25 protein-coding genes and 2 pseudogenes are annotated in these 24,987 nt (G+C 41.2%); 15 read left to right on the top strand and 12 right to left on the bottom strand.

The window, feature by feature from the left end; translation table 11 throughout:
- Nucleotides 1–87: 87 nt before the first annotated feature.
- The 6 genes from GVO60_RS07150 to GVO60_RS07175 form a co-directional block, all read right to left on the bottom strand.
- Complete coding sequence (locus GVO60_RS07150; RefSeq protein WP_159652296.1) at nucleotides 88–963, bottom strand: hypothetical protein; 876 nt, start codon at nucleotides 961–963, stop codon at nucleotides 88–90.
- A complete protein-coding gene (locus GVO60_RS07155; RefSeq protein ID WP_159652298.1) occupies nucleotides 953–3,433 on the bottom strand; it encodes a fimbria/pilus outer membrane usher protein in 2,481 nt (826 codons plus the stop codon). Before GVO60_RS07155 ends, GVO60_RS07150 begins: the two co-directional genes overlap by 11 nt.
- Nucleotides 3,417–4,091: a fimbrial biogenesis chaperone gene (locus GVO60_RS07160; protein WP_159652300.1), complete on the bottom strand. Its 675-nt coding sequence runs from the start codon at nucleotides 4,089–4,091 to the stop codon at nucleotides 3,417–3,419. Before GVO60_RS07160 ends, GVO60_RS07155 begins: the two co-directional genes overlap by 17 nt.
- Before the next feature lies 1 nt (nucleotide 4,092).
- On the bottom strand, nucleotides 4,093–4,797 hold the full coding sequence (locus tag GVO60_RS07165; RefSeq protein ID WP_159652302.1) for a fimbrial biogenesis chaperone: 705 nt from the start codon (nucleotides 4,795–4,797) through the stop codon (nucleotides 4,093–4,095).
- A 73-nt stretch (nucleotides 4,798–4,870) separates the two neighbouring features.
- On the bottom strand, nucleotides 4,871–5,365 hold the full coding sequence (locus GVO60_RS07170; protein WP_159652304.1) for a hypothetical protein: 495 nt from the start codon (nucleotides 5,363–5,365) through the stop codon (nucleotides 4,871–4,873).
- An 87-nt stretch (nucleotides 5,366–5,452) separates the two neighbouring features.
- Nucleotides 5,453–5,950: a hypothetical protein gene (locus GVO60_RS07175; protein WP_159652306.1), complete on the bottom strand. Its 498-nt coding sequence runs from the start codon at nucleotides 5,948–5,950 to the stop codon at nucleotides 5,453–5,455.
- Between the two features lie 575 nt (nucleotides 5,951–6,525).
- On the opposite strand from GVO60_RS07175, the gene ectA reads away from it, so the two are divergent.
- The 5 genes from ectA (at nucleotide 6,526) to GVO60_RS07200 (ending at nucleotide 11,037) form a co-directional block, all read left to right on the top strand.
- On the top strand, nucleotides 6,526–7,080 hold the full coding sequence (ectA, locus tag GVO60_RS07180) for a diaminobutyrate acetyltransferase (protein WP_174855872.1): 555 nt from the start codon (nucleotides 6,526–6,528) through the stop codon (nucleotides 7,078–7,080).
- An 11-nt stretch (nucleotides 7,081–7,091) separates the two neighbouring features.
- Complete coding sequence (ectB, locus tag GVO60_RS07185; RefSeq protein WP_159652310.1) at nucleotides 7,092–8,357, top strand: diaminobutyrate--2-oxoglutarate transaminase; 1,266 nt, start codon at nucleotides 7,092–7,094, stop codon at nucleotides 8,355–8,357.
- 11 nt (nucleotides 8,358–8,368) lie between these two features.
- Entirely contained in the window at nucleotides 8,369–8,755 is a 387-nt protein-coding gene (locus tag GVO60_RS07190) for an ectoine synthase (protein WP_159652312.1), read from the top strand.
- Between the two features lie 80 nt (nucleotides 8,756–8,835).
- Nucleotides 8,836–10,266, top strand: coding sequence for an aspartate kinase (locus tag GVO60_RS07195; RefSeq protein ID WP_159652314.1), 1,431 nt, complete (start codon nucleotides 8,836–8,838; stop codon nucleotides 10,264–10,266).
- Nucleotides 10,267–10,446: 180 nt separating this feature from the next.
- Nucleotides 10,447–11,037, top strand: a complete 591-nt coding sequence (locus tag GVO60_RS07200; protein ID WP_159652345.1) for a hypothetical protein — start codon at nucleotides 10,447–10,449, stop codon at nucleotides 11,035–11,037.
- Here the strand turns inward: GVO60_RS07200 and GVO60_RS07205 are convergent.
- On the bottom strand, nucleotides 11,034–11,654 hold the full coding sequence (locus GVO60_RS07205; RefSeq protein ID WP_371862435.1) for an alpha-ketoglutarate-dependent dioxygenase AlkB family protein: 621 nt from the start codon (nucleotides 11,652–11,654) through the stop codon (nucleotides 11,034–11,036). The two genes, GVO60_RS07200 and GVO60_RS07205, sit on opposite strands and share 4 nt — an antisense overlap.
- Before the next feature lie 129 nt (nucleotides 11,655–11,783).
- Nucleotides 11,784–12,884, bottom strand: a complete 1,101-nt coding sequence (locus tag GVO60_RS07210) for an alpha/beta hydrolase (RefSeq protein ID WP_159652347.1) — start codon at nucleotides 12,882–12,884, stop codon at nucleotides 11,784–11,786.
- A gap of 207 nt (nucleotides 12,885–13,091) precedes the next feature.
- Between GVO60_RS07210 and GVO60_RS07215 the strand changes: the two genes are divergently transcribed.
- The 5 genes from GVO60_RS07215 to GVO60_RS07235 all read left to right on the top strand — a co-directional run bounded on the left by GVO60_RS07215 (nucleotide 13,092) and on the right by GVO60_RS07235 (nucleotide 16,638).
- Nucleotides 13,092–13,793, top strand: a complete 702-nt coding sequence (locus tag GVO60_RS07215) for a response regulator (RefSeq protein ID WP_159652349.1) — start codon at nucleotides 13,092–13,094, stop codon at nucleotides 13,791–13,793.
- 27 nt (nucleotides 13,794–13,820) lie between these two features.
- Nucleotides 13,821–15,143: a sensor histidine kinase gene (locus GVO60_RS07220; protein ID WP_159652351.1), complete on the top strand. Its 1,323-nt coding sequence runs from the start codon at nucleotides 13,821–13,823 to the stop codon at nucleotides 15,141–15,143.
- Between the two features lie 96 nt (nucleotides 15,144–15,239).
- Nucleotides 15,240–15,545 carry a Bor family protein gene (locus GVO60_RS07225; protein WP_159652353.1) on the top strand — a complete coding sequence of 102 codons (306 nt, stop codon included), beginning with the start codon at nucleotides 15,240–15,242 and terminating at the stop codon, nucleotides 15,543–15,545.
- Between the two features lie 215 nt (nucleotides 15,546–15,760).
- A complete protein-coding gene (locus tag GVO60_RS07230) occupies nucleotides 15,761–16,255 on the top strand; it encodes an RDD family protein (protein ID WP_159652355.1) in 495 nt (164 codons plus the stop codon).
- 44 nt (nucleotides 16,256–16,299) lie between these two features.
- Nucleotides 16,300–16,638 (top strand): hypothetical protein, encoded by a 339-nt coding sequence (locus tag GVO60_RS07235; protein ID WP_159652357.1) that lies wholly within the window; start codon nucleotides 16,300–16,302, stop codon nucleotides 16,636–16,638.
- A 48-nt stretch (nucleotides 16,639–16,686) separates the two neighbouring features.
- Here GVO60_RS07235 and GVO60_RS07240 read toward each other — a convergent pair whose 3' ends face one another.
- The 3 genes from GVO60_RS07240 to GVO60_RS07250 form a co-directional block, all read right to left on the bottom strand.
- Nucleotides 16,687–17,367 carry a DUF1826 domain-containing protein gene (locus GVO60_RS07240; RefSeq protein ID WP_159652359.1) on the bottom strand — a complete coding sequence of 227 codons (681 nt, stop codon included), beginning with the start codon at nucleotides 17,365–17,367 and terminating at the stop codon, nucleotides 16,687–16,689.
- Between the two features lie 186 nt (nucleotides 17,368–17,553).
- Nucleotides 17,554–18,702 carry an outer membrane protein assembly factor BamB family protein gene (locus GVO60_RS07245; protein ID WP_225874904.1) on the bottom strand — a complete coding sequence of 383 codons (1,149 nt, stop codon included), beginning with the start codon at nucleotides 18,700–18,702 and terminating at the stop codon, nucleotides 17,554–17,556.
- Nucleotides 18,703–18,737: 35 nt separating this feature from the next.
- Nucleotides 18,738–20,075: a winged helix-turn-helix domain-containing protein gene (locus GVO60_RS07250; RefSeq protein WP_159652361.1), complete on the bottom strand. Its 1,338-nt coding sequence runs from the start codon at nucleotides 20,073–20,075 to the stop codon at nucleotides 18,738–18,740.
- 241 nt (nucleotides 20,076–20,316) lie between these two features.
- On the opposite strand from GVO60_RS07250, the gene GVO60_RS07255 reads away from it, so the two are divergent.
- From GVO60_RS07255 to GVO60_RS07265, 3 genes are all read left to right on the top strand, one after another.
- Entirely contained in the window at nucleotides 20,317–20,829 is a 513-nt protein-coding gene (locus GVO60_RS07255; RefSeq protein ID WP_159652362.1) for a DUF2799 domain-containing protein, read from the top strand.
- A 260-nt stretch (nucleotides 20,830–21,089) separates the two neighbouring features.
- The gene (locus GVO60_RS07260) at nucleotides 21,090–22,097 is read left to right on the top strand and encodes a tetratricopeptide repeat protein (RefSeq protein ID WP_159652364.1); all 1,008 of its coding nucleotides are present in this window, start codon (nucleotides 21,090–21,092) and stop codon (nucleotides 22,095–22,097) included.
- A 234-nt stretch (nucleotides 22,098–22,331) separates the two neighbouring features.
- Nucleotides 22,332–23,027 carry a substrate-binding periplasmic protein gene (locus GVO60_RS07265; RefSeq protein ID WP_159652366.1) on the top strand — a complete coding sequence of 232 codons (696 nt, stop codon included), beginning with the start codon at nucleotides 22,332–22,334 and terminating at the stop codon, nucleotides 23,025–23,027.
- A gap of 74 nt (nucleotides 23,028–23,101) precedes the next feature.
- On the opposite strand, the pseudogene GVO60_RS22540 reads toward GVO60_RS07265, so the two are convergent.
- A pseudogene (locus GVO60_RS22540) lies at nucleotides 23,102–23,262 on the bottom strand (tryptophan--tRNA ligase); the annotation flags it as partial.
- Between GVO60_RS22540 and GVO60_RS22545 the strand changes: the two are divergent.
- Nucleotides 23,245–23,425: pseudogene (locus GVO60_RS22545) on the top strand (integrase); the annotation flags it as partial. The pseudogenes GVO60_RS22540 and GVO60_RS22545 overlap by 18 nt on opposite strands.
- 372 nt (nucleotides 23,426–23,797) lie before the next feature.
- Nucleotides 23,798–24,985 (top strand): glycine betaine/L-proline ABC transporter ATP-binding protein ProV, encoded by a 1,188-nt coding sequence (gene proV, locus GVO60_RS07270; RefSeq protein ID WP_159652368.1) that lies wholly within the window; start codon nucleotides 23,798–23,800, stop codon nucleotides 24,983–24,985.
- The last annotated feature ends 2 nt before the right edge of the window (nucleotides 24,986–24,987 follow it).

Below are 24,987 nucleotides of genomic sequence, written 5' to 3' on the forward strand. Positions count from 1 at the left end.
ACCTAGTCCCACTTGCATATTTAATTTTTACAATAGCTTAGCAATATGGGGGGCGCTAGTATTCAGCCGTTTCAAGTTTGAGACTTCTTAAGGTTGTTGTGAGAGTCTCGGCTCAATCGATATTTGTAACGTGTCACTGTATGTACCACCTGGCTTATTTTCTGTATTTCCGATCGCAAACTTTAGTGGTATCGGATGACCAGATGTTGGAGTGTGTCGCTGTATCGTTGCGTTGGCTTGATTCAAGTCGACACGAGTTTGATTAAACAGCATTTCATAATCGATATCCCATTTTGAATCATCGGATTGATGTCTTAACATGCCTTGATTTGCTGACTCAATGGTTACGCTATAGCCCGTATTGGTCTTTACCCACAACTTAGGAGCAGAATGAATCTGTTTATTTGAATATAGTGACCCCATATCGAGGTCATAATGTGATTGAGCTAAACCATAAAACTGGATTTTGGCAACCGGTAATACTTTGATGTCAATAGATGTGGATTTTGATGGAATACTCGTGAGGCTCGCTAGATTCCCCCCAACGATTGTTGCTTCAAGATTTCCACTATAGTGACCGGCATCGAGCCATTGCAACGATGGATAGCGCATTTGGAATGTGGCGGAAGGCTGTTCTTCATTTAATGTTATTTGCCATTGATTGGCTTGTTGATATCCACTTCCACCGTGCCAGTCGAATTGCAGTTCATTGCCATTGTGCCCTTTTAGCGAAAGCTCGCCTTCATCAAGGTCAATGCTGATTTTTGCCTGACACTCAGTACCTTCGAAAGCGGCACTGACTCGGTAAGTGTTAGTTACAGTGTAGTTGCCAGCAGCGAGTATATCGTAATTGGTTTGCTCAGAGATAACGTCTAGATTAAGCGAGCGCACATTACAATTGGCTTGCGAGAAGGTCGTGTAAGACAAACTCGCTATGCTGAGTATTAGTACTTTAGTCCACATACATTTCTCCTAATCTGATTAACACATCACTCTGTTCATCTAATGAAATCGTGATGGATTGCTGCTTTTTGTTATTTAGCTCAAGCTTGTACTTTCCGGGTTTTAATCCTGATATCGCAAATAAACCATTGCGATTCGTAAAGAATTCAATTGGATCTTGTGTCTCATCCCCTAAATAAAACGCCTTACCAGCGATAAGGGAAATTGGCTGGTTGGACCCTTTTTCCAAAAGAGTACCGATCACGGTCAGCACAGCGTCAGACCCAACTTGTAATAGGTAGCCTTGTTTGTAACCAGGGTTTAACCAAAATGCGCCGTCACCTAAATCGTATCCAGGTGGAAGATTCTCAACGTCATAACTGAGTAGGCGAGTGTTGTAGGCAACTAAATCAGGAACAAGAGCATTTCCACTCCCGCGACTAAAGACTCGCGCGTATTCACCATCACTTGTTGGGTCAACAGAAAGGCGGTTTTCTTTGAGGCTTTCGTGCCGACTAACAATAGCAAAGGCTTCACGAACAGGTCTGCCAATGGCAACGTTGGAACCAGCAAAGGCGATAGCACTGCTGACTTCAACACGAGTGTTGTGACTGCGTGTATCTTCATCGAAGCTATCGACACGAGTGGTATGATCGGCGATTGCAATAAATTGGTTAGCTGTGTAGTTGATTCCCATATCGACATTGGTATCAACATCGCGGCTTCGATTGATAGAGGCAAAAGTCGACACACCGCCAGTATTACCGATGTTATCTTGATAGGTATAATCTAAAGAAGCTTGGTCCAGTTCGCTAAAATAGCGACCAATGACTCGTGTGCTTTTACCAAATGGCCAACTTAAAGTGAGCGACGTATTCCATTCGTCATCATTAAACCTGTAATCTCGGTAGTTAACTCTGGTACTCCAAGTCGCTGGTGTGGCGAAAAATGGGCCTGACAAACTTGGGCTTATCGAAAAGTAATCATCTTGTTCATCCACACTTGCGCTGTAGTTTAGAGATAAAGCGGCCCTCAAGCTGTCGGCGAGATAAAAAGAACCAAAGGCAGAGGCGTAGTGTGTAACGGAATTTAGTGGAGAGTCATCAATGTTATAACTTCTTACGCCGGTATAGTTACTTGATTGATACTCATAAATGATGCTGAGCTGTGGTCGCGTGTTCGAATCACTACCAAACTCTGCGTCGAACGCGACTCGATAGGCTTGGCCGCTACCCAGCGTTGGGTGCTCACTGGCCGCTCCGGAAAATTCGGTTATACCTATAGAAGAGGCGAGCAGGATTGTGCCACCATATTGGTAGAGATCTTCTCTTGACTGGCCGTTCAAGCCAAGGGTTAGCCATGGCGTCACCCCAACATCAATATAGCCATGAAGCAGCTTTTCTTCGGTGAGGTAATGAAGTTCGTTTTGACGATATTCACTGGGTACACCATACATTAGGCTGTATTCAAATTCCCCCGCATCCAATAAATCATTGCCGGTCGCGATGGAAAACTGAATACGTTCTTGTTGACCGCTAGAATCTGTAATGATCAGCTCTACATCATTATTGCCTTGCGCTAATGGAATATCACTTAGGTTATAACTACCTGCTCCTAGAGAAAGGCGTTGAACTACTGCGCCATCGACGACAACATCTACGCTAGAAGTACGCTGAAGAGTGAAGGATTGATTTGCTTTAGGTCGAACATTTCGAGTAGGAATTAAGGTGAAATCTCGAGTAATTCCGACACCAAGAATATCCGTGGCATCTTGTAGAAGTTTACCGGAGTTATACATATCACCAATGACTAGACGTGTTCCTTGTTTAGGGAAGTCAATATTGAGTCGAGTGCCTTCACGTGAATAGTAAGCTGCGTTTGCGGAACTATTCTCATAAACCGCTTCATACTCTAAATTTAAAAAGCCTAGGTTGACTCCGGAATCTATTCTTCCGCTGTATAAATTGACTCTTTCTCTTTGTTCATCAACTGTTTGAGAAGCACTAGCCCCCAAACTGTAATTTAAATAGCCGGAGAAGAAGCTAGGTTCAGAATAATTTAAATGTTCGTTAGACTGAGCCAAGGTAAGTTGACGAGTTAAACTTACATCCTCAGGCACAGAAATAACACACTCAAGTGTGGATAGATCAAAAGTCAGCCCCAAGCCTGCCTTTGCAAAATCTGCTTTTACCAATACATCGTTGTGGCTGGCGTTATCGAGTGTCTGAAGGGCTTCTTCAGATACTAAGGTTGAGAGTAAGGCAATGGTACTCTCTTTAGGAAGTTGAATATCGTTGTCTGCTGTGATGGTAATCAGAGCCTCTCCCAGAACGGAATCACTCACTTTGAGTAGCGAAGTGATCTCGATATCTCGCCCGGTTGGATTTAAAACAACCTCACTTTCCTCTGCTTGAGTGTGCCAAGCACACAGACTCAAAAAGAGAGCAAACAATGCTTGTAATGCGATACGGGTACTATTGCGTTCGTCCATGATATTCACCCGCTGGTAGCTTAATGGAAGGTTTTATCGTTAGTGTTGAATAGGGTGGTATAAAAAGATCTCCAATCACTTCATTGAGCTTCAATGAAGAATTTAGGTTGGCTTCGTTGAACTGCAACAAATTAGAGTAGGAGTATTTGCTACCTTCATTTTCTAACGTGATTAAGCCACTATCTTTGACATACATAGTGATCTGTGGTTTTTGCGTATCTGAATAAATATGTACCAACGCATTGTAGTGAATTTGAAATTGAACGTTTGATTTAACTGTATCGCTTTCATTCTTTGGACTGGTGAGGTTTATTTGACTAAAGCGTACAAAAAAACTTTCTGATTGGGGCAGTGTTTGCTCTTTCACCCATTGTAAACGAAATACTTGTTTTTCTCCCGGGCTCAAAAAAGCGGCTGGTGGGAAAACAAGAAAGGCGTCATTATCAAGTTGTTTACTATTAAACTCACCATTGTCGTGGAAATTTAATTTATAGATATTGGCTTCCAGTGCCAATCTCTCACTAGAATTGTTTGTTACAACAATCTTGGAGGAATTAGCACTGTCAATATTATACTCAAGAACGGTAGGCGAAAGCATAATACTATAGGAATAGTGGCTAAATAATAGTGAGAATAACCCTACCAATAGGCTTCTCATATTAATTTCCCTCTTCAATATCTATTTTTAAATTCGCTACATTAAATTTGTTTAAAGGTTGCATCTCGAAAAATCGAGTTGAGTAAGGAAGAATTAATGTACCAGCAATCAACTTGCTAATATCAATACCTTTTAAATACTTTGATTCAATACCATCGCTCACTGTCCAGTTTGTATCTGACAAGCGACCGTAACTATTGCCTGAATTTTCAACTTCTATTAACCATTTTTTGTCTTTGGACTTAATGCTCTTAATAGCAAGTTTTGGTTCAGTGTTTTTAGGACGAACATTGATGAGAGTATTAAATTGAAGAAGCAGGCCCATTTGACCACTATTTGCCCCGGACTCTTCAACTTTAACTTGTTTAACTGCAATACGATAAGATTTTGATTGTGCGATGGATGGGTCACCTAAATAACGAACCATCACAGACTGAGAGCGACCCGGCTTGATAATGGCTGTTACCGGTATCACAAGTAAATCATTGTCTGCGGCTTCAATGGTTTCATTTCCATGTTCATCCATGGTCATTGAAAGAGGGTATAGCTCAACGGTAAGAGGGACTTGAGAGGTGTTATCGATACGCATCGACATTTGAGCTCGTTTACCAATAGGTTCCATTTCTGCAACCATAGGCTCGACTCGATAAGCATTTGCTTGAGAACAAAATATGATAAGTGCAAGTAAACTAATCCAACGAAACATCTTTAGCTCCATCTAATACGTTGAGAATTAATTAAATTTGGAGGCTAAGTTAATAGCCTCCAAGGTTGTTATATTAGTTAGATGTAATGTTAACGGTTAATGTATCTGAATAACCGCCAGCCCATGCAGCAGTTTCGGTAGTGACTACGTCTAGTGTTGCAGCAATACCCGTCGCTAAAGTTGCAGAACCAGGGTAAGACTGAGTAACTGATACATCATTTTGACCAGGGCCACCTGGAGCGTTTAGTACAAGTGCTGGAAGTCCAGCAGGTGTAAATGTTGCGTCATAAGTCAAAGCGTAATCTTCGCTATCGTCAGACTCTAAACCACCTTCCGAACTGGTTAGTTTAACTGTTGCACCATCAACATCGTTACATTTCATGCTCATGCCAATAGACACAGATTGAATTGTATCAACAGAACCAAAATCTAACAGTTGAGTAGCTAAACCAGAGACTTCACAGACCGGAGAAACAAAGCCTACTAGTTGAACATCGCCCGGAGCTGCACTGACAGGTGAAGCTAAGACAGCAGTAATTGCAGCTGCGCAAAACGTTAGTTTTTTCATATGAATTTCCTTCAACTCTACTTTAAACGTACATGTTTAGCTCTAATTCCAAAGAGCTACCTGTAATCTACCTAAATGGCAGTATTCCTATTTGGTCACGTTGTGAATTGATGGATATATATCAATCTCAACAACGTCACTGTATTGCCCTGCAAAGAGCAGGATATTTTCTAGGGTTATTCTAATCTCTCCCTGTGTAGTGAATGGAATAACCCCAAAACTGTTGACTGAATTAGGTGATAGCAAAGATTGGCTATCAAACTTTTCACTTGTTTTAGTTTTGTTTATATCTATTTCAAATAAGTAATTTGTTAGATGACCATCAGCATCACTCTTTAATTTGAGTCCACCATTCTTTGACGACAATGCGATGTTGAATGGCTGGTTGCAAAATAAGTCAAAAGGTAGGGTTTCACTTTTCCTACCAGATAAATCGATAACATTACCCGAGTTAAAATTAATTTCGCATCGATTATCTATCTGACCATGTAAATGCATAGAGAGTGTCGTAGCGTCCACATGAAAAGGCATAAAAACAAAGAGCAACCATAGGGTGAGATTTATAAATCTATCTTTATTACTCATTGAAAAGCCTCAACTTGAAACAATGAACCTGATAATTGAATTGTAAATAGGTATTCGGAAAACGGAGTGGGAAACTAGGTTGATATGGATGAACAAAGTTGTAGAAATGGTTGTATATTTTTGAAACCTAATTTAGTAAAAACTTAATCCAAAGGTTTATTCCAGAAAATAATATTACTAGGGTTCAAGGTGCTTTTTTATGTCTGATGCAAGGTGTTGATTAATATGGTTGGTACTTGCCTATATACGTCAAATGATTGAGTTTATATTCAAGTCGTGCTCTTTTGGATAGGTGAAAGCTTTCAGAAAATTCACTCAGAATGATCGGCTTAGTATTCGTCTCATTAGATGAGCGAGTTAGTTGAACTCTCCAGATATCTCAATCTTCAAATCACTATCATAAAAGTGAAATCAATTAGAGTACTAACTATTTGAATGTTGCATTAACTAGGGTTTTATTGTGATCTTGATCTCGAATTTCTGGTATTTGTCACTGGTTGTTTGCTTTATCTCTCGTAATGTGGACTATATTGCGCAGAAAATTTGTTTAGAGTTCAAAGGATATGTATCTACACATGATCAGCTCAGCACCTTGGGTTATGTACCCAGAAATAGGTGAACCCTCAGAAATTGAGTGGACATTTTTAGAACCAACAGCACAAGACGGTGATGAAGTCTTTCGCTTGATCGCTGAATGTCCTCCTCTTGATGTGAATTCCTCTTACTGCAATTTCCTCCAGTCAACTCATTTCAGTCGTACTTGTGTCCTTGCCCGTTGCGATGGCGATATTGCAGGTTTTATTTCGGGCTATCGTAAGCCTGACGCCCCTGAAACTTTGTTTGTTTGGCAGGTAGCTGTATCCCCACGATATAGAGGGAAAGGTCTAGCGTTTAGTATGTTGCGTGAGTTGCTCAAGCGAGATGGGCTTAACGATATCCGCACAGTCGAAACCACCATAACCCAAGAAAACGATGCTTCATGGGCACTATTTAAAAAGCTCGACAAGCAAAATGGCCAGCGTGGTGAAGTCAGTACATTTCTAGATGAAGACAAACACTTTAAAGGGAAGCACGATACAGAATTTTTGTATCGTATCCCCGTTGATACCCCCCAAAGAAAAGGAAAATAAACGGTCTTATTATGGATATTTTTAACAGGCAAGAGTCTAAAGTCCGCTCTTACTCAAATAGCTTTCCAGTCGTATTTAATAAAGCGAAAGGGTGTTGGCTAGAAACCGAGCAAGGCGAGCAGTACTTAGATTTTCTTGCTGGTGCAGGATCACTTAATTACGGCCACAATAACCCTATCTTGAAACAGGCGTTAGTTGAGTATATCGAAGCTGATGGTGTTACCCATGGCTTAGATATGCACTCAAGCGCTAAAGCAGAATTTCTTACGCTGCTGAATGAGAAAATTCTGTTGCCAAGAAAGTTGAATTACAAAGTTCAATTTACTGGCCCAACAGGTACAAATGCTGTTGAAGCGGCACTGAAGCTTGCTCGTAAGGTGACTCAACGTAGCTCTATTGTAGCGTTCACGAATGGTTTTCACGGCTGTACTGCGGGTGCTTTGGCGGCAACGGGAAATCAACATCATCGTCAAGGTTCTGGTATGAGCCTCAACAATGTTACTCGCATACCTTTTGAAGGTTATGCCGATATTGATGGTTTGAAATTATTCGAAACCATGTTGGTTGATAACTCAGCTGGTATGGATAAACCTGCTGCTGTTTTGCTAGAAACAGTGCAGGGTGAAGGCGGTCTTAATGTTGCTTCTAACGAATGGTTGCAGCGTCTTAGCAAGATTTGTAAACGTCATAATATTTTACTGATTGTTGATGATATTCAAGCAGGTTGTGGGCGCACGGGAACTTTCTTTAGTTTTGAACCGTCAGGCATTCAGCCTGATATCGTCACACTATCAAAATCTATAGGTGGTTATGGACTCCCAATGGCGGTTGTACTGCTTAAGCCAGAGCTTGATATTTGGAAAGCGGGCGAACATAACGGAACTTTCCGCGGTAATAACCACGCCTTTGTTACTGCTGCTAAAGCGTTAGAGGTTTATTGGTCAGATACCCAGTTCGAAAACCACATCGCTAGGTGTTCAGCTATGGTCACTGAAGTGATCGAGCAAAATATTAAGCGCCACCCTGAATTGTTTGTACAGAAAAAGGGGCGCGGCATGATGATAGGGGTGGAGTGTCGTAGTGGCGAGTTGTCAGGTGAAATTGCGAAACGATGTTTTGAAAACGGCATGGTCATTGAAACTGCAGGACCAGATGACGAAGTGGTGAAATTCTTTTGTCCTCTTACCATTACCCAATCTGAACTTGAAAAGGGGCTGAGCATTTTTGAAGATGCTGTAGACCAAGTAGTAGCGAAGCACTTTAAAAAAGCATCATAAGGAAGAATCAGATGATAGTTAGAACTCTGGATGAGTGTCGAGATAGCGAGCGCCGAGTCGTAGCAGAAACGTGGGAAAGTGTTCGAATGCTGCTCAAGGATGACAATATGGGTTTTTCATTCCATATTACGACCATCTTTGAAAACACGGAAACTCATATCCATTATCAGAACCACTTAGAGTCTGTGTTTTGTATGAGTGGGGAAGGGGAAATTGAAGTTGTTGGGGGGGAAACCTACCCAATTAAACCGGGCACGCTTTATATCCTTGATAAGCATGATGAACATTATCTTCGCGCCTATAAAGACAAAGAGATGGTAATGGCGTGTGTTTTTAATCCGCCAATTACTGGTAAAGAAGTCCATGATGAAAATGGCGTATATCCTCTAGTTGATTAACTCAACATACCCTTTTCAGAGCAGGAGTTAACCTCCTGCTCCTATTTCCTCCTCTTACAAAAATCTCATAAGGTCTTTTTATGACTTATACCGTAGAGAAAATCGGCGGTACTTCCATGACTGCGTTTGATGCGGTACTGGATAACATTCTAGTACCTAGCGTACCCAGTGAAACGTATAACCGAGTTTTTGTTGTGTCGGCATACAGTGGTATGACGGACGCGCTTCTAGAGTGCAAAAAAACCAGCAAACCAGGTGTCTATCAATTGATAGCAAAACGTGATGAAAGATGGCGCGAAGCTTTAGATTACGTTGAACAAAGAATGCTACTCACCAATGGACATATCTTCGCAGACCCAATGAACCGATTGCGAGCAGACAAGTTTATTAGCTCTCGTATCGCAGAAGCGAAAAGCTGTATCGCTAATATCTTCGACACTTGTCAGTATGGCCAATTTTCACTTCGTCATTACTTACCTCAAGTGCGGGAATTTCTTGCTTCAATTGGTGAGGCACACAGTGCGTACAATACGGCGTTAAAGCTAAAGAACATCGGAATTAACTCGCGTTTTGTGGACTTGTCCGGTTGGAATTCAGAAACACCAAAAAGTTTGGATGAGAACATTCTTGATGCCTTTGCTGACATCGACGTTTCTCAAGAATTGCCCATCGTGACAGGCTATGCATCGTGTCAGCAAGGTTTGATGACGACCTATGATCGTGGTTATAGCGAGATGACATTCAGTCGCATCGCTTCATTGACTCGCGCTGACTTAGCCATTATTCATAAAGAATACCACTTAAGTTCCGCAGATCCGAAAGTAGTAGGGGCAGACAACGTGTTGCCGATTGGCTTGACCAACTACGATGTTGCCGATCAGTTAGCGAACCTAGGGATGGAAGCTATCCACCCTAATGCGGCGGCTGGACTGCGAGAAAGTGGTATTGAACTACAAATCAAAAACACATTTGAGCCAGAGCATTCCGGAACTTTGATTTCAAGCCAATACCGTCCGACGACGGATAAAGTTGAGATAATTGCGGGGAAAGAAAGAGTATTTGCTTTGCACGTTTTCGATCAAGCCATGGTCGGCCAAGTTGATAATGTGAGTTATGACCTAATGGAAATTATCTCAGATGCTCACGTTACGCTAATTGGTAAAGAGATGAATGCAAACTCTATTACTTACTATCTCGGCGGGAACAATGAGAGCTTAAATAAAGTACTGTATAAAGCGGAAAAGCGGTATCCAAAAGCTGAAATAAAAGGGCGGATGGTCGCGCTTATTTCTGTGATTGGATCACAGGTGGATACCAACAAAGCGTTAGCTCAAGGTGTATTGGCGCTGATGAAACACAGCGTTACACCAGTGGCACTTCATTCCTCAATGCGTAATGTTAATGTCCAGTTTGTGGTGAGCGATCAAGAGTATCAAGCTGCGATTCGAGCTTTGCATCAAGAATTTTTCGAGTCGGGTAACGCGAAGCAGACTGGCTGTAAAGTGGCTTGACATGCATCTGGTGAGTACTTAACGCCAAGCCCCTCAATGTTTGTGGGGCTTATTTCTATAGATTTTTGATTTGAAAAACAACCTCGCGTGAAGAGTACGATTAGTATAAGGTTGGTGCCATTGTGAACTTGAGCGTGCTATGCCACGATAGAATGAACAAGAAAGAGGATTTTAGTCCCGATGAGCGACCTGACGCCAAAACAAGAAGAGACCCTTGCCACTTTAAAATCTAACCTTCATCTACCGAATGGTGGTTTTCATAAATTGATTACAGAATTGGGAAAAGAGTACCAATTGCCATTTCAAAAAGTACGCACTGTTGTGATGATTCAACAACGTGAAGTGGAAAAGAAAATACGTCATAACTACGATTCAGTAACCGATGAAGACTTGAATCAAGCGAGTTGGCTCGCGTCCATTAAATCAACTTTAACTGAGCTTTCCAAAGACAATGTTTCTGTTGTCGATTCTGTACGGAACAATCCTAATTACGTAAAAGCGATGCAAGCATTAGAAAGCCCAATTGAAAGCGAAGATGATCGGGCTGATATCCTTGAATGGTTAATGCTGGCGTATGAGAAGGAAGTGTTTCAGCCTCTGCTTGCCATGTTAAGAACGACGCCATTGTACTGGAAACTGATGATGGCAGAGGATCTAAACAAGATGACCGACATCTATCGTCAGCAGTTTTGTGATTACCCAGACCATATTGCAGCCGCGGCTATTTTGTTTGAGTTGGACGAAAAAGCTAGATTTCGACCGCTTAATTAATTTGTGTTTAGAAGAGACCGAAAAGTAAGATTAATTCTCTCACTTTTCGTTTTTTTTGTTTTAGGAACGGTATGTAGCCAGTGTTGCTGCATGTCACCTGCCATGATAAGTAAGCTCCCCGGCGTCAGTTCAAAAGAGAGTTTTTGCTTAGTCTCTTTATGCTTTAGATGAAATAGACGAGTCTCTCCAAAGCTTAATGAAGCAATCACAGGTTCTGGGCCTAACTCTGGCTCATTATCACTGTGCCAACCGTTTGAGTCATTTCCGTCTCGATATAAATTGGCTAGTACTGCGTTGAATGGCGTCTTAGCTACGTTGTCGCATCGTTGTTTTAAGTCAAGTAGAGCAGGGAACCACGGCTCTGGTTCCATAGTTAAGTTTGAGTATCGATATGCGTCATCGCCGTACCAACATTGCAACCTAGGTATGGGCATTGTTTTTCCAAACAAGGTGATCATGTCATTTCGCCACGCGACTTGTTGGTGTAATAAATCGAATGTACGAGAGGCTTCTTTGATGTCAATGAAGTTAGGTGCCCAGTAGAGAAGGCCGTTATTTAACGTATACCATTGGTTGACAGGTATAGAATCAGTTGGCTTTTGACGATTGTAGGACACTTGCAGTTCATCTTATGGCTAAGTTTGCGAGAGTATAAAAATACTAGGTCTACTTATGATACTCAAGAACGTAGAAATTTGGTGGACAAAGGTGCCGATGAATCATCAGCACCTTACATAACTAAATGTTTATTGAATTGTGGTAATAAAATCGTACTTATCTGAATCAGCTTTGGTTACCCAATGTTCGCCATCAAAAGGGGCCGAGTCGAGTGTAAATACATAAAAATCGATGCCTTTGTCACCCATCACAGTGTTAAAGAAGGTTGCCTGTTTACGGTGGCTTTCATCAGTATAAGGAATCTCCTTAGCTGATTGCTGACCATTGCTCCAGCTATGTACGCCGATCTGTTTGTTCGCTTCAATCACTACCGAATCATCGGCACGTTCCAGGATGCGAACTTTTCCTGCAGCAAATAAATCCGTTCCACCCGAGAATACTGAACCCGTTGCCGTAACCATTGTGGTGATTTGGTGATTATGGATCATTAAACCCGTGTACATATTGATATCGTCATCAGCGCTACCACCGATGTGAGTTGTAAATCTCAAGGTCATATCGCTTCCTGTATATTTTTGCACTATGTCGGATAGCTGCAGAAATGTCGTCACCCCAAGCGTTGAATGAATGCGTTCATCTGCATCGGTCACTTTTAACAAGTCACGATAAAATGCTTTGAAAGCAAAGGATGTTGTAATATCAATCCTATTGCCGTTTTGCGTCGCAGTTAGAATTGTAGAGCCAATGCTTGGTATGTACTCAGGAGCATCGCTATTGAACTCGACTTGAATTGGTTGTCCGCTATTTTGTGTGGTGGATTGAATGAGGGTATTGTCTCCCGACACGGAGCGAACAGAGTCATCACAATTGAAAAAGTCCAAGAGCTCTGATTCTTTGTATATGGCGCAGTTTCCATCTTTACTAGAAGAAAGTAACAGATCTAAACGGTTACTCTTACTATCTTCCAACTGAATAACCGTTGTGCTTTCGTCGAGCCCTTCAGCAAACTTGATTTGATCGTAAGTGTTACCGTTAAAATTTATAGTCATAGACTCAAGAATTTGTTCACGATCCTCCATTAACTCGACCAAAGCGGCATTTGTAAAAGCGTAGTCAGCTACAGGCTTCGCTGATTGAACTTTTATTGACGAATCTTTGCTTGAGCTTGAATTGCAACCCGCAAGAATAATCAAAGGCATTGTGAGCAAAAGAGCATTAACTTTTTTCATTTATGTTTCCCCAAGTGATTGATGGGGAGCATTCTATTGGGCTGATTTGTCATTTACTGTCATCATCATGTATGGAAATGTATTGCAAGAGCGTTACAATAAAACCAATGGGGTTTATCTATCTAATTGAATTAGAATGATATCCTCGCGTTATACCCCTTCGCGGGTTCTTTATTCAGCCTACGCATGCCAAGGGTTACGGATTAAATGACACAAAACACAATGTTGATTGTTGAGGATGATTTAAAGCTTCAGCAAATGCTTAAAGATTACTTCGTTACTCAAGGATTTGAAGTCAGCACACTTGATGATGGTGGCGAGGCTGTGAAAGAGATCATTGATAAACAGCCAGATATCGTCTTGCTTGATTTAATGCTGCCTGTCTCTGACGGCCTTACAATTTGCAGACAGACTCGAGCACATTACCAAGGTAAGATTTTAATGCTGACTGCGAGCGATGATGATTTTGATCATGTAGCTGGTCTTGAAACAGGAGCCGACGACTTTGTTAGTAAGCCGATTAAACCGAGAGTTTTACTGGCGCGAATTCGAACCTTGTTACGCCGACAAAATAGCAAAGTGGATAAACCAAAAAGCGATGAACTACGTTTTGGTCAGCTATTGCTAAGAAAAACGTATAAGCGATGTGAACTGGCTGGCGATGTGATTTCACTGACCGATAGCGAGTTTGATCTACTTTGGCTGCTTGCTTGTCACCCCGACACTGCGCTGTCGAGGGATCTCCTAACCAAAGAGTTACGTGGTATTGAGTACGACGGTTTTGATCGCACCATTGATAATAAAGTTGTTCGGCTACGAAAACTGCTGGGGGATGATCAAGTTCCTGCAGAGAAAATACAGACGATCAGAGGCAAAGGATATTTATTTGCTGCTGATACTTGGAAATAACGTTACCGCTGAATATAGAGAACCGTAATGCGCCGCATTTATTTAGAGTCAATCATAGGCATTTTTATTTGTTTTTTCGTTGGCCTCACCGCTTATGAGTTCTCTGTTTATCGATGGACAACAGATTATGAGTATTTATTGGAAGAATACGAAGCGTCTGCCCATCAGGAGATGCTCCAAAACATTCTAGATAATCAAGGTCCCGAGCAAGCATTAAGCGCAATTTCTCTATTTACCAAGACAACTCGCAATACGCTTACCACCTTTTCGTCAGATGACTCGATACCTGAACGAGTCAGTAAATACTTCAGTTTGAATACCGGTATGAAAGTCTATTTTGATGAAGATAGAGACTTGTGGATCCGACTGGATGGTATTGATGCAACGTTTCTATATAGTCCCAACGAAGAGAGCCTTGTTCGTCAAAAAGTCGAATTTGAAAATAGTTTGATATGGGTGTTTTTCGGCACCAGTTTTGTCTTATACGGTGTTGTTCATCTTTTGATTATCTTTCGCCGAGTGAACAAGCTAGAAAAAGCGACGCTAAAATTTGCGCAGGGTGACCTTTCTTCTCGAGCTGAGACGTCAAGCTCCAGTGCTATAGGGAGTCTCAATCGATCATTTAATATAATGGCTGATCGTATTTATCATTTAATTGAAACGAATAGAGCGTTAACCAATGCTGTTGCGCATGAGCTGCGTACACCCATTTTTCGAATTCAATGGCAGGCTGAAATCTTGAAAGAAACAAGCATGAGCGTAAGCCAGCAAGCGACAGTAGAGAGTATTGTTGAAGATACCGAAGAAATGGAGCAAATGGTCGATGAGCTTCTGTGTTACTCCAAGCTAGATACACAACACATTGAGCTCGAATGCCAAACAATATCGCCAATTTTGCTAATTGAAGGTGCGCTTGGGCGGTGGAAAAAAGAGACATCATTTGAAATTATCTTATTGAATTCAGCGCACATTGAGGGGAAGATATTCGTCGATAAGAAGTTGCTCACTCGTGCACTCGATAACCTTGTACGTAATGCGATTAAGTTTACTAAGAGTAAAATACTGATAGAAGTTCATGAGGAAAGAGAAGTGGTTTCAATCGCGATTCATGATGATGGTCCAGGCATTGAAACGGAGCATCTAAGTCGACTATTTGATCCTTTCTATGTTGGCAGCAAAGCGCGTAACAAATCAAAAAGTGGCCATGGTTTGGGCCTGTCCATTGTTAAGAAGATTTGTGAACAGCATGAAGCACAAGTTGATGTTGGCCGAAGTCAAATATTGCATGGCGCGTTGTTCACTTTATCTGTTCCACTATGTAATAAACCGGCTGACAATCACATACAGTAAGTATTATCAATCTTTGAGAAAGTATGCATCAACCAGCTGAGCGTGAAATCACTCTCGCTGGAGATTGCGTTGTCTTTACTTATCTTGGAGAAAAACATGAAAAAACTCATTCTAGTCGCAGCTCTGTCAATGGTTGCTACCGGTTGTGCTCAACAAACTTTCGTTATGTCCTCTGAAGTGAGTGCAACAACAAATGATGCGTTACCCACAAAAGAGCAGTCACAACACTTCTTTATTGATGGTATTGCACAAGACAAAGAAATCGACGCTGCAGCAGTTTGTGGTGGTGCAGATAAAGTCGTAAAAGTGGAAGTGCAACAAACTTTTACCAACGTTGTTCTAGATGTTGTTACTTTTGGTATCTATACACCTCGTGAAGCACGTGTTTATTGTAAGTCCTAGAGGTTTTTAGTTTTCCTTGACCTAAATAGTCGACGTTACATCCTTTAGGTGTTTTTGTTGGTGAAGATTTCCAGAAATACCGTTTTGATAAGAGCTCTTTTTAGAGCTCTTTTTTATTCGATCTATCTATGATATTTAGTTAAATCATTAATAATCATTGATTATTTGGGGTATTCTTAAGTTTATAAAATCCTATTTTCTTAAGGAGTAGTTAGATGGAGCAAACTGTGAATAGTGAAGGCTTTGTTCTCGCCTCAAGGTGGTCTCGTTTATGGGCGGTGATTATTGATTCTTTTATCGCCTTTATATTCATATTACCTGTATTGTTTTACACAGGTTTAGGTTCACGAATTCTAGCTAAAGGTGTTATTACGCTGCCTGAAATAGTGATGCTAGGTGTTTACAGTTGGTTGGCGTATTTGCTCTGTAATGGCTACTTGCTGCATACCAAAGGCCAGACGATTGGTAAGAATGTTTTTAATATAGCGATTGTTGATCTCAGCGGAAAGGGGCTAGGTTTGCCTAAATTATTCCTTAAACGTTCAATGCCTATCGCTCTTCTAGGTTACATTCCTTTTATTGGTGGTATTGTCTCTACTATTAATATCCTATTTATCTTTAAGAAAAACAGACGCTGTATTCACGATCTAATTGCAGGTACGCAGGTTATATCTGTTGCGGTGAAGAAAGAGCTGGATGTTAACGATTGAAGTGGATGGTATTGGTTGCACCTATGCTTGAGTAAGGAGAGAACATGATTCGAATATTACTATTTGCTTTGGGTTTAAACGGATTAATTGCATTTGTCCTACACATCACCGAGTGGGTTTTTGGCATACCAGAATTGAACTTTATCAGTGATTATTTCTTTTACGCACTTATCGCTCAATGGATTCTAGGGGCTATATTTTTAGTCGCTAGGCCTGGCAGAGATTACTACTTAAAACATAGCCCTGCTCAAGCGACCAGAATGGCCGCATCAATGGCAAATGATGGTAAAGCGAACAATGAGCAGAGCAATTTTGATGTAGGTTTGAGTATGCTTTTGTTCATCTCGGGTGGCTTCAGTTTGTTGATGTGTATCATCTTATAAAACAGTTATTGGTTGAGCACCTATGGGCAAGGTTTGTCGCAATAATGCTTACCCAAAATCAAGCGTAATCAATAACCTTATCTCATTGGCTTGGTTCACTGGAGAGCGGTGAACCAAGCCTAAATTCTCATTTCCATTCCAACGTTCGCCTTTCAGTAATGCGATATCTCCTGATGAGAGTGACTGAATACATGATTCATCTTCATACAAACCAGAAAGCGAGTCGGGTTGACCATTGCTTCCATGGCCAAGTTTGGATCTATCAAGTCCTTGGTTGGGTAACCATTGGGTAGCGGTTCCATAATAGGTCGTCACTAACCGGCAAGGGACATGGTCTACGTGAAAGCGCGGGCACATGGCTCCGCTTAATATCGCGATTCGCACGCCTGCCTCTTCTAGATCAAACAAACAACAAAACATATCAACGAGTGTTGTTATATCTTCAATCAGTTCTTTTGGCGCATTTCCATCAGTTGCTTTTTCAAGTTCGGCGTAAGCATTCTCTGGTGTGAGAGTGAGTGACTTCTTGAACTCAGGGTTTAGAGCAATGAAATGACTGACATCACGGCTGAAATCGGAGCTCAAATAGCGCTGCCAAACCGCAATATTGATGTGCTCTTGGTAGATATCAGTCAATGCGTTTGGTGCTTGTCCTAAGCTAAAACACGGTTTCGAACGAGGGTTAGTTGTATGGTTGATGGGAGGGTGTTCCGCTAATACCGTACTCATTGTATAAGCTCCTTTGTTGGAAGAGTCTGACTGTTAAAACTCAGAATAACACAGAAAGTGAAATGTTATAACATAACAAAAGGTGTTGATTTTGAAGGGTGAGAGATACGATGTGATAGTGGGAATGACTTTTTATTCGTCGCAGTATTAAAAAGACAACGACATGAGTCGTTGCCCTATGAGGGTTCACTTTTTGAATATATGAATACTGCCATCGAGATCAGGAACATACACGGCGTCTTCATCAACGGCGACACTGCCATAAACGCCGCCGTCTACGTAGTTTTCAATTTGCTTGGGCTTATATTGCCAACGTTGCTCACCAGTCATGGCGTCTACGGCGAAAAAGCCTTTTTTAACCGTGGTCCAGTAGCTCTTCGCTCCGGTTGAGCCAATATAAACAACACCGTTGTCGTAGACGGGAGTACCCCATGTCCAGCCCCAAGTTATAAACTCCCAAATGCGTTTACCGGTGTTAGCATCAAACTTGAGTAGTTGTTTATTGTCTGAACTCCCTATGTAAAATACGTTGTCATTCTCTCCTCTAATAGCAGAAGATTCGACCCATGAACCATTGCTAAATTGATATTGCCACTGAACGTTGCCTTGCTTTGTATCTAATGCGTAGATCACCGTATCACGAGAACCAATAATGATTTTATCGCCGATTAAAGCGGGGTCGGAGACAATGCGCTTATTGCTAGCATGCTGCCACAAGAGAGCTCCTGTTTCTTTGTTTAATGCATAAGTGTTTCCATCCCATGAGCTGACAAATACGGATTCATGGTTGAAAGTAGCGGTTGAACGAATTCGGTCTTGGGCTTTGAAGCTCCATTTTAGTTCGCCAGTCTTACTAGAGAGTGCATAAAGATGATGGTTTGCGCTGCCAATATAGAGCGTGTCGCCGTCGATAACAGGGGAAGATTTACTGTAGTCGTAATCCCATGGAGATCGATTGACAGGGAGTAATCGTTCAATATTTTTATCGTCGAGGTTGAATTTCCAAACTAGAACTCCAGATTCCTTGTTCAGAGCGTAGAGTAACCCATCATCGCTACTAAAAAAGACTAAGTTTTGCGCAAAAGCAGCGATAGAACGCACCTTTCCAGCTGTGGTAAATTGCCATTCTTTGGCTTTCGTTTTTCGATTGAAGGCATAGAAGTTTCCATCATCGCTACCAAAATAAACCAATTCACCATCAATTTTGGGAGAAGACCAAATTTGTCCTTGGCTCTTTAAACTCCCTAAATAGTCACCACTTTCGGCTGCTATTGCTTGACCAAACAGTGAGAGTACAAAGCTTATGACTAACGCCATTCTAATATGTAATTTCATTATCTAATTCCATCTATTCAAATGCTTAACTAACATTACGTCGTGAATAATGGTAAATCCTTAGTAATGGCTGAGGTTTTCTTAAGAACAGGAGGAAGAGGAAGGTTTAGCCGCTTTAGAATCGCTTGATAGCGTGGCTCATTATGTAAAGGAATGTATTTAGGATCGACACCTAGCCAAAGCAACTCGGGCCTATATAGAAACTCTGCTTGTTCTAAACAATCTAAGGCTAGACCAATTTCATTCGCACCTATGGCATAACGTGCAGTGGAAAGTGGTGGAAGATATTGACCTAAGCTAAGGTGTTGGGTGTCTTTAGTGGCAAGCCAAAGATAGGCACCTTTTAATCCTGACGCATTGTATTTTTCTCGGATAGTTCGTAGTGAGTATTCCTCATAGCCAGCATGCCGCATCAACCAGTACAATTCTTCAAAAGATTTATCGTGTTCGCAGCGCTGTTCGTATATGGCTTGCAGAGAAACGTGGTAGTACATGTTTTCCTCGGCGAACTCTCTAATTTTCTCAATCTCTCGATGACTTTTTTCATAGTCTCGCTGCATACAGTAAAACCACGCAACAGATTCTTTAGAGTAGTCACTTGGGTAACATTGAAGGTGTTTCTGTAGCACTTTGAAAGCTTCATCAAATTCAAATTGGGTTAATAGAAATTGTGCAAAAGAGTAGTGTGAGTAGGGTAAAGAATCTGCTTGCTGAAAATGAAAGTGGGCTTTTTGGTGATCTTTAAAAACCAAAAAATAGAGATTTGCTAGCATTAGGTGTGCAGATTTTTCATTGCTGTCGATAGCAAGGGTTCTTAATAGCAGCTTTTCAACACGTTTTTTCTCTAAGGTGAGCTCAGTACTTTCAGAGAATATATTGAAGATCATTGCATTCGCTAAATTGAGATAAGCAGGCGCAAAGTTAGGCTGGTGACAAATGACTTCATGCAGCAAATCAATACACTCTTGGCGACGAGTGTCACCTTGCTCGACGAGAAAGCGAGCGCGTTGATACTTTTCTCGTAACTCGTCATCAAGTTCATCTTCATAGCTTGCTTGAAATTTACGAACATTAGCGATCAATTGATAGCCTTTGCCGGAAAGAGTCTTTATGTATGTCGGGGATTTCTTGTTATCGCCTAGAGAAGTTCGCAGGGCATTGATTGCAACATATAAAGCATCATCACTTACGATACGATCGCGCCATATTTGAGTAAATATTTCTTGTTTTGAGACAGGGTCGGGTGCGTTTTGAGCAAGCAATACTAGCAGTTGGAAGTGTTTTTGCTCCAAGTGAATCTTCTTTGGCCCTGAAGTGATATTATTGCTTGCGCTATCTAAATGCCAGTTACCAACAATCCAAGATGACTCCATAAATACTCCTTATGTAATAGCTTTAATAAGTTAGCAAATAGGGATATGTGTTTCTTTGAATCTCTCTCCATTGTGTTTAATAACAATGTATGCTCTGATTTGGCGTTGTGTTTTTGCGTATCGCCTCTATTTATTGAGCGATATATGACGTCATTCAAATTTGAACTTATCAATTTATAACCAGTCATAAAGCACTTACACTTTAATCAAAGACTCCTATTTCGTGTTAAGGATAGTACCGATGAAAAAAGCTGTTTTCCTGTTGATGGTATTCACCATATTGTCGGGTTGTGCAAGCATGTCACCAGAAGAGTGCAAAACTGCGAACTGGTATCAAGTTGGATATCTAGATGGACACTATGGTAACAATCCAAATATTATCGGGAGCTACGCAGAAGACTGTGCGGAGGTCGGTATTTCTCCGGATAGAGAGAAGTGGCAGCAAGGTTTTGACAACGGCACATTGATCTATTGCTCACCGGATAACGGCTATACAGTCGGTGCTGAAGGGCGTGAGTACCACGGTGTATGTAGTAGTAATTTATTCTTACAAAACTACCAACTAGGGCGTCAAGAATACGAGCGTAAACAACGAATTGAAGAGCTAGATAGGCAGATCGCAGATATCGATATTCAATTGGCTAATAAACCCGATAAAGAGAAGAAACAGTATTTAGAAGAGAACAGAAAAAGGTTAGTGCGAGAGCGCTCTGATTTATTAACGCCAACTGTCAACTTTAACCTTAACTTCTAAGTCATCTAGTCAGAGCCTTAAATCACCTAAGTAAGCGTCGCTATTATCGCGACGCTTCGAAGATAAATAGTGTGGAGGCTGCTCCCATTGCGCACGCTATAGATGTGATTATTGCTTCGATACCAGAATGGCTTGGCATCAGAAAGAGGTAATGATTTTTTGCTATTGTAAGCTCTCAATTTAATATGAACTCTCTTTGGTATAAAAGGAGTTCTGTTATATTCATTTGGAAAAATATACTAATAGATGGAATAGCCCAAATGATTAAACAACGTCATATTTTATTAACGTCCTTAGCTCTGACTTTGCCGATCAATGCATTAGCTTATGATTTAGAACTGGAATACTTTGAACCTGAAGAGGTAGCTTTACTTAAGAAAGCTGAAGCTTCCAACAATCCAGAGCTATTAATGAAAGCGGCAAGTTTGCTAATTGACTACTCAGAGTTTCAAGAAAACATAGACCGCGGCTATGAATATATGGCTAAACTGGCAGATGCTGGTGAGGAAAAGGCCATGGTTATTTTGGCCGATGAGTATTATAGCAATGACGAATATGAACAAGCTCTTGCTTGGTATCATAAGGCCGAGCAAGGTAAAGACCCGTATGTGCTGTATTCGCTAGGCGTCATGTACTTTGATGGAGAGGGTGTACCTGCTGACTATAAAAAAGCGAACGACTATTACTTAGCAGCAGCACAAGCTGGCGAGCCAGACGCAATGTACCAACTTGCATTTTCATATAATGACGGTAAAGGGGTTGAGCAGGATTACGTGAAAGCCGCCTACTGGTTTGAGAAAGCGGCGGACTTAGGTGATGTTAGTGCGATGTATAATTTAGGCATTTCCTACTTAAACGGTGAGGGCGTGACAGAAAGCTGCCCTAAGGCGATGCAACTATTTAGTAATGCTATTGAAGAAGGAGAGCATACACTTTCTTATGCCAAAATGGGCGATATATATTCCCGCTCACAGTATAAGAAGCCTTGTGGTTTCAAAACCAGCGACTATAAAAAAGCATTTGAATATTTCACTGCGGGAGCGATGCAAGGCAATGCGTACAGCCAGTACTCTGTTGGTTATGCGTATCGAAATGGCCATGGAACTTGGAGTGACTTTGTAAAAGCACTCGCATGGTTTGAAATTGCAGATGAGAATGGGAACTCTGCGGCAGAGAAAGAGATTGCGGATGTAAAGCAATACATGTCGAAAGAGAACATAGCCGCATCGCATGAACTTAAAGAGACGCTGCTAGAAGAAATCTGGTAGATGATATTAAGAAGCGAGCCTAGTGCTCGCTTAATTGTTTAATCGCGTCACGACCCTGTTATAGCACAAAGGTGTTGTTGCTGAATGGTATGATAATGCCATTTCTTATGGGTAATTAGTGTGTTTTAGAACTGGTCTCATCGAAGAATGTAATAAATATAGAAAGGGCAATCATAGTCATACGGTTGAGATACTATACTGAATAGAAAGCTTGTTTAAGGTATGTAGATCAACATGAGAACCAGATTTTTTCTACTAGTCGTTACATTGTTAATTTCGTTTAAGTCATATTCGTTTGACGATATGCATTTTTATGTCCCTGATTTTCCTCCTTACACTCAACTCGATTCTGAAAGTTCTCCCTCTGGCATTGGTACAGATGCTGTGAAACAGGTTTTGGACGCTATAGACGTTAGTTATACGATTACCGTATCGTCGAATCATGGCCGTGCATTACAAGAGGTTAGGAAGGAGCACTCGGACGGTTTTTTTATGGCATCACAAAACTCAGAGCGAGATACATATGCTGAGTTTTCAGAGCCTTTGATGTCTAACCGTTGGGTTTGGATCATTCGCCAAGAAAATGGACGTAGCTTTACGCCTTACGATTCAACATTTAAAAAGCAGTCAACAGTGGCTAGTTTGCTGAACACCAACACGCACCGTTGGTTAAAAGTGAATGGGTACCCGTCTATACACGCTGCAACGTCGGTTACTGAGCTTAAAGATAAGCTAGATTCAGGAGCGGTGACGGCCATATTAATTGCTGAAATGACTTTTCTTGATACCGTGAGCGAGACAGGTAATTACGAAATCATTTTAGAGCAAGAGAAAGCGTTCGGTATGTATATCTCTAAGCATTTCTTGAACAATAACCCAGGTTTTATGTCCAAACTGAATCAGGCCATTCGTGTTTATAGAGAACAATAGCTTGGTCTAGGTATTGTAAATTCAAAGAGAGTCGGTTAAGGACTCTCTCGAAAAGAAATATTAAGGCGAGTCGTTTAGAGTATGTTGAGTCCAAAGATATCTTTTACATCAAAAGGTGCTTTTTCTGTCTTTTCTCTGGAAATTTGGTTTCCTTGTTTTAAAACATCAATCAATTGAGCCTTGTCATTTAAACTTCAGATCTTTTCCGTTTTATAGGTCGAATCATCTCTATCAGATTCACCACCACAACATAAATAAAGAGTTCTGCAAAGTAAGGAGCTCTTTAGGCTTATATGATCACCTTAAGAAATTCCTTCGACTCTCCCTATCCTGAGATACAAGGTTTAGCTGCCAGAATGATTCAAGAGCAGTACATAAGCGCAACTGAGCGAGTTTCTGGATCTGAAACGTCATTAAATCTCAACAAGTGCTTCGTGTTCAAATTATTTGTACACTAACCAAGCATGGTTAATCTTGGTTCATATGGCCTAATAATTGCCCCTATGTGAAATTAGTGTCTAATAATTTGTTGGTAAACAATATATAATATTGGCCAGGTTTTTGTTTAATTTACCCCTTTTTTATCAATGTGTTGCCTTTGGTGTGCATGTTTTTTAAGCTTTGTGTTGTAGACCTAGGTAGTGGTCATTATCGCATTTTACCGAACGGCACCCCTTGATTTGCGTGTATTAATTTCTTAGAGTACTAATCGTTTTTCGGATCTAAATAACCAATTTAGAGTTTAAATAACTAAGAAAGGATTAGATTACATGGATCCCATACTGGAAGTTAAGGGACTGTATAAGGTGTTTGGTGAAGACACCGACCGTGCTTTTACTATGATTAATGAAGGCGCGAATAAAGATAAAGTTTTTGAAGAAACAGGGCTAACGATCGGCGTTAACGATGTTTCTCTTAGTATCCAAGAAGGCGAGATTTTCGTCATAATGGGACTGTCAGGATCTGGCAAATCAACCTTAGTACGCCTTCTTAACCGCTTGATTGAACCTTCCAAAGGTAATGTGTTTCTTCGAGGTAAAGACATTGCCCACATCTCAGAAGATGAGCTCCGCGAAGTTCGCCGTAACAACATCTCCATGGTTTTCCAAAATTTCGCTTTGATGCCGCATATGACGGTTATCGAGAATGCCGCGTTTGGTCTTGAGTTGGCAGGTGTTGAAGTTGAAAGTCGAAAGCAGTCAGCATTGAAAGCTCTAGAGCGGGTAGGCCTTGGCGCGCATTCAGAGTCTTACCCAGATGAATTGTCGGGTGGCATGAAGCAACGTGTTGGCTTGGCTCGTGCGTTAGCATGTGACCCAGATATCTTGTTAATGGATGAAGCGTTTTCTGCGCTTGACCCTTTAATTCGTACTGAAATGCAAGATGAGCTTATTCGCCTTCAAAATGACGATAAACGAACCATTGTTTTCATCTCGCATGATTTGGATGAAGCGATGCGTATCGGTGATCGAATTGCGATTATGCAAAATGGCGAAGTGGTGCAAGTAGGTACCCCAGACGATATTCTTAATAACCCAGCGAATGATTATGTCGAAGCTTTCTTCCGCGGTGTAAACGTAGCAAGCGTGCTTACAGTGAAAGACATTGCTCGTAAGAAACCAGCTGCGGTATTTAAAAAATCAGAACACGACGGCCCAGCATCCGCTCTACAAATTTTGATGGATAACGACCGTGAATACGGCATCGTTGTTGAGAAGAGCAGTCGTTACTCCGGTATTGTCTCTGTAGACTCGCTTCGCAAAGCCCACAAAGAGAACAAATCACTAGTCAGCGCACAGCTCGATAATGGATTGACTCTCAACCCTGATTTACCAATCAATGATGTGCTTGGTCTTGTTGGTGGTGTGCCTTACTCCGTTCCTGTTGTGGATGAGCAAGGTAATTACTTTGGCGTGGTAACTAAGTCACGACTGTTGCAAACATTGGATAAGGGGTAGAC

The sequence above is a fragment of the Vibrio atypicus genome, from assembly GCF_009811315.1.
Lineage (GTDB): Bacteria > Pseudomonadota > Gammaproteobacteria > Enterobacterales > Vibrionaceae > Vibrio > Vibrio atypicus.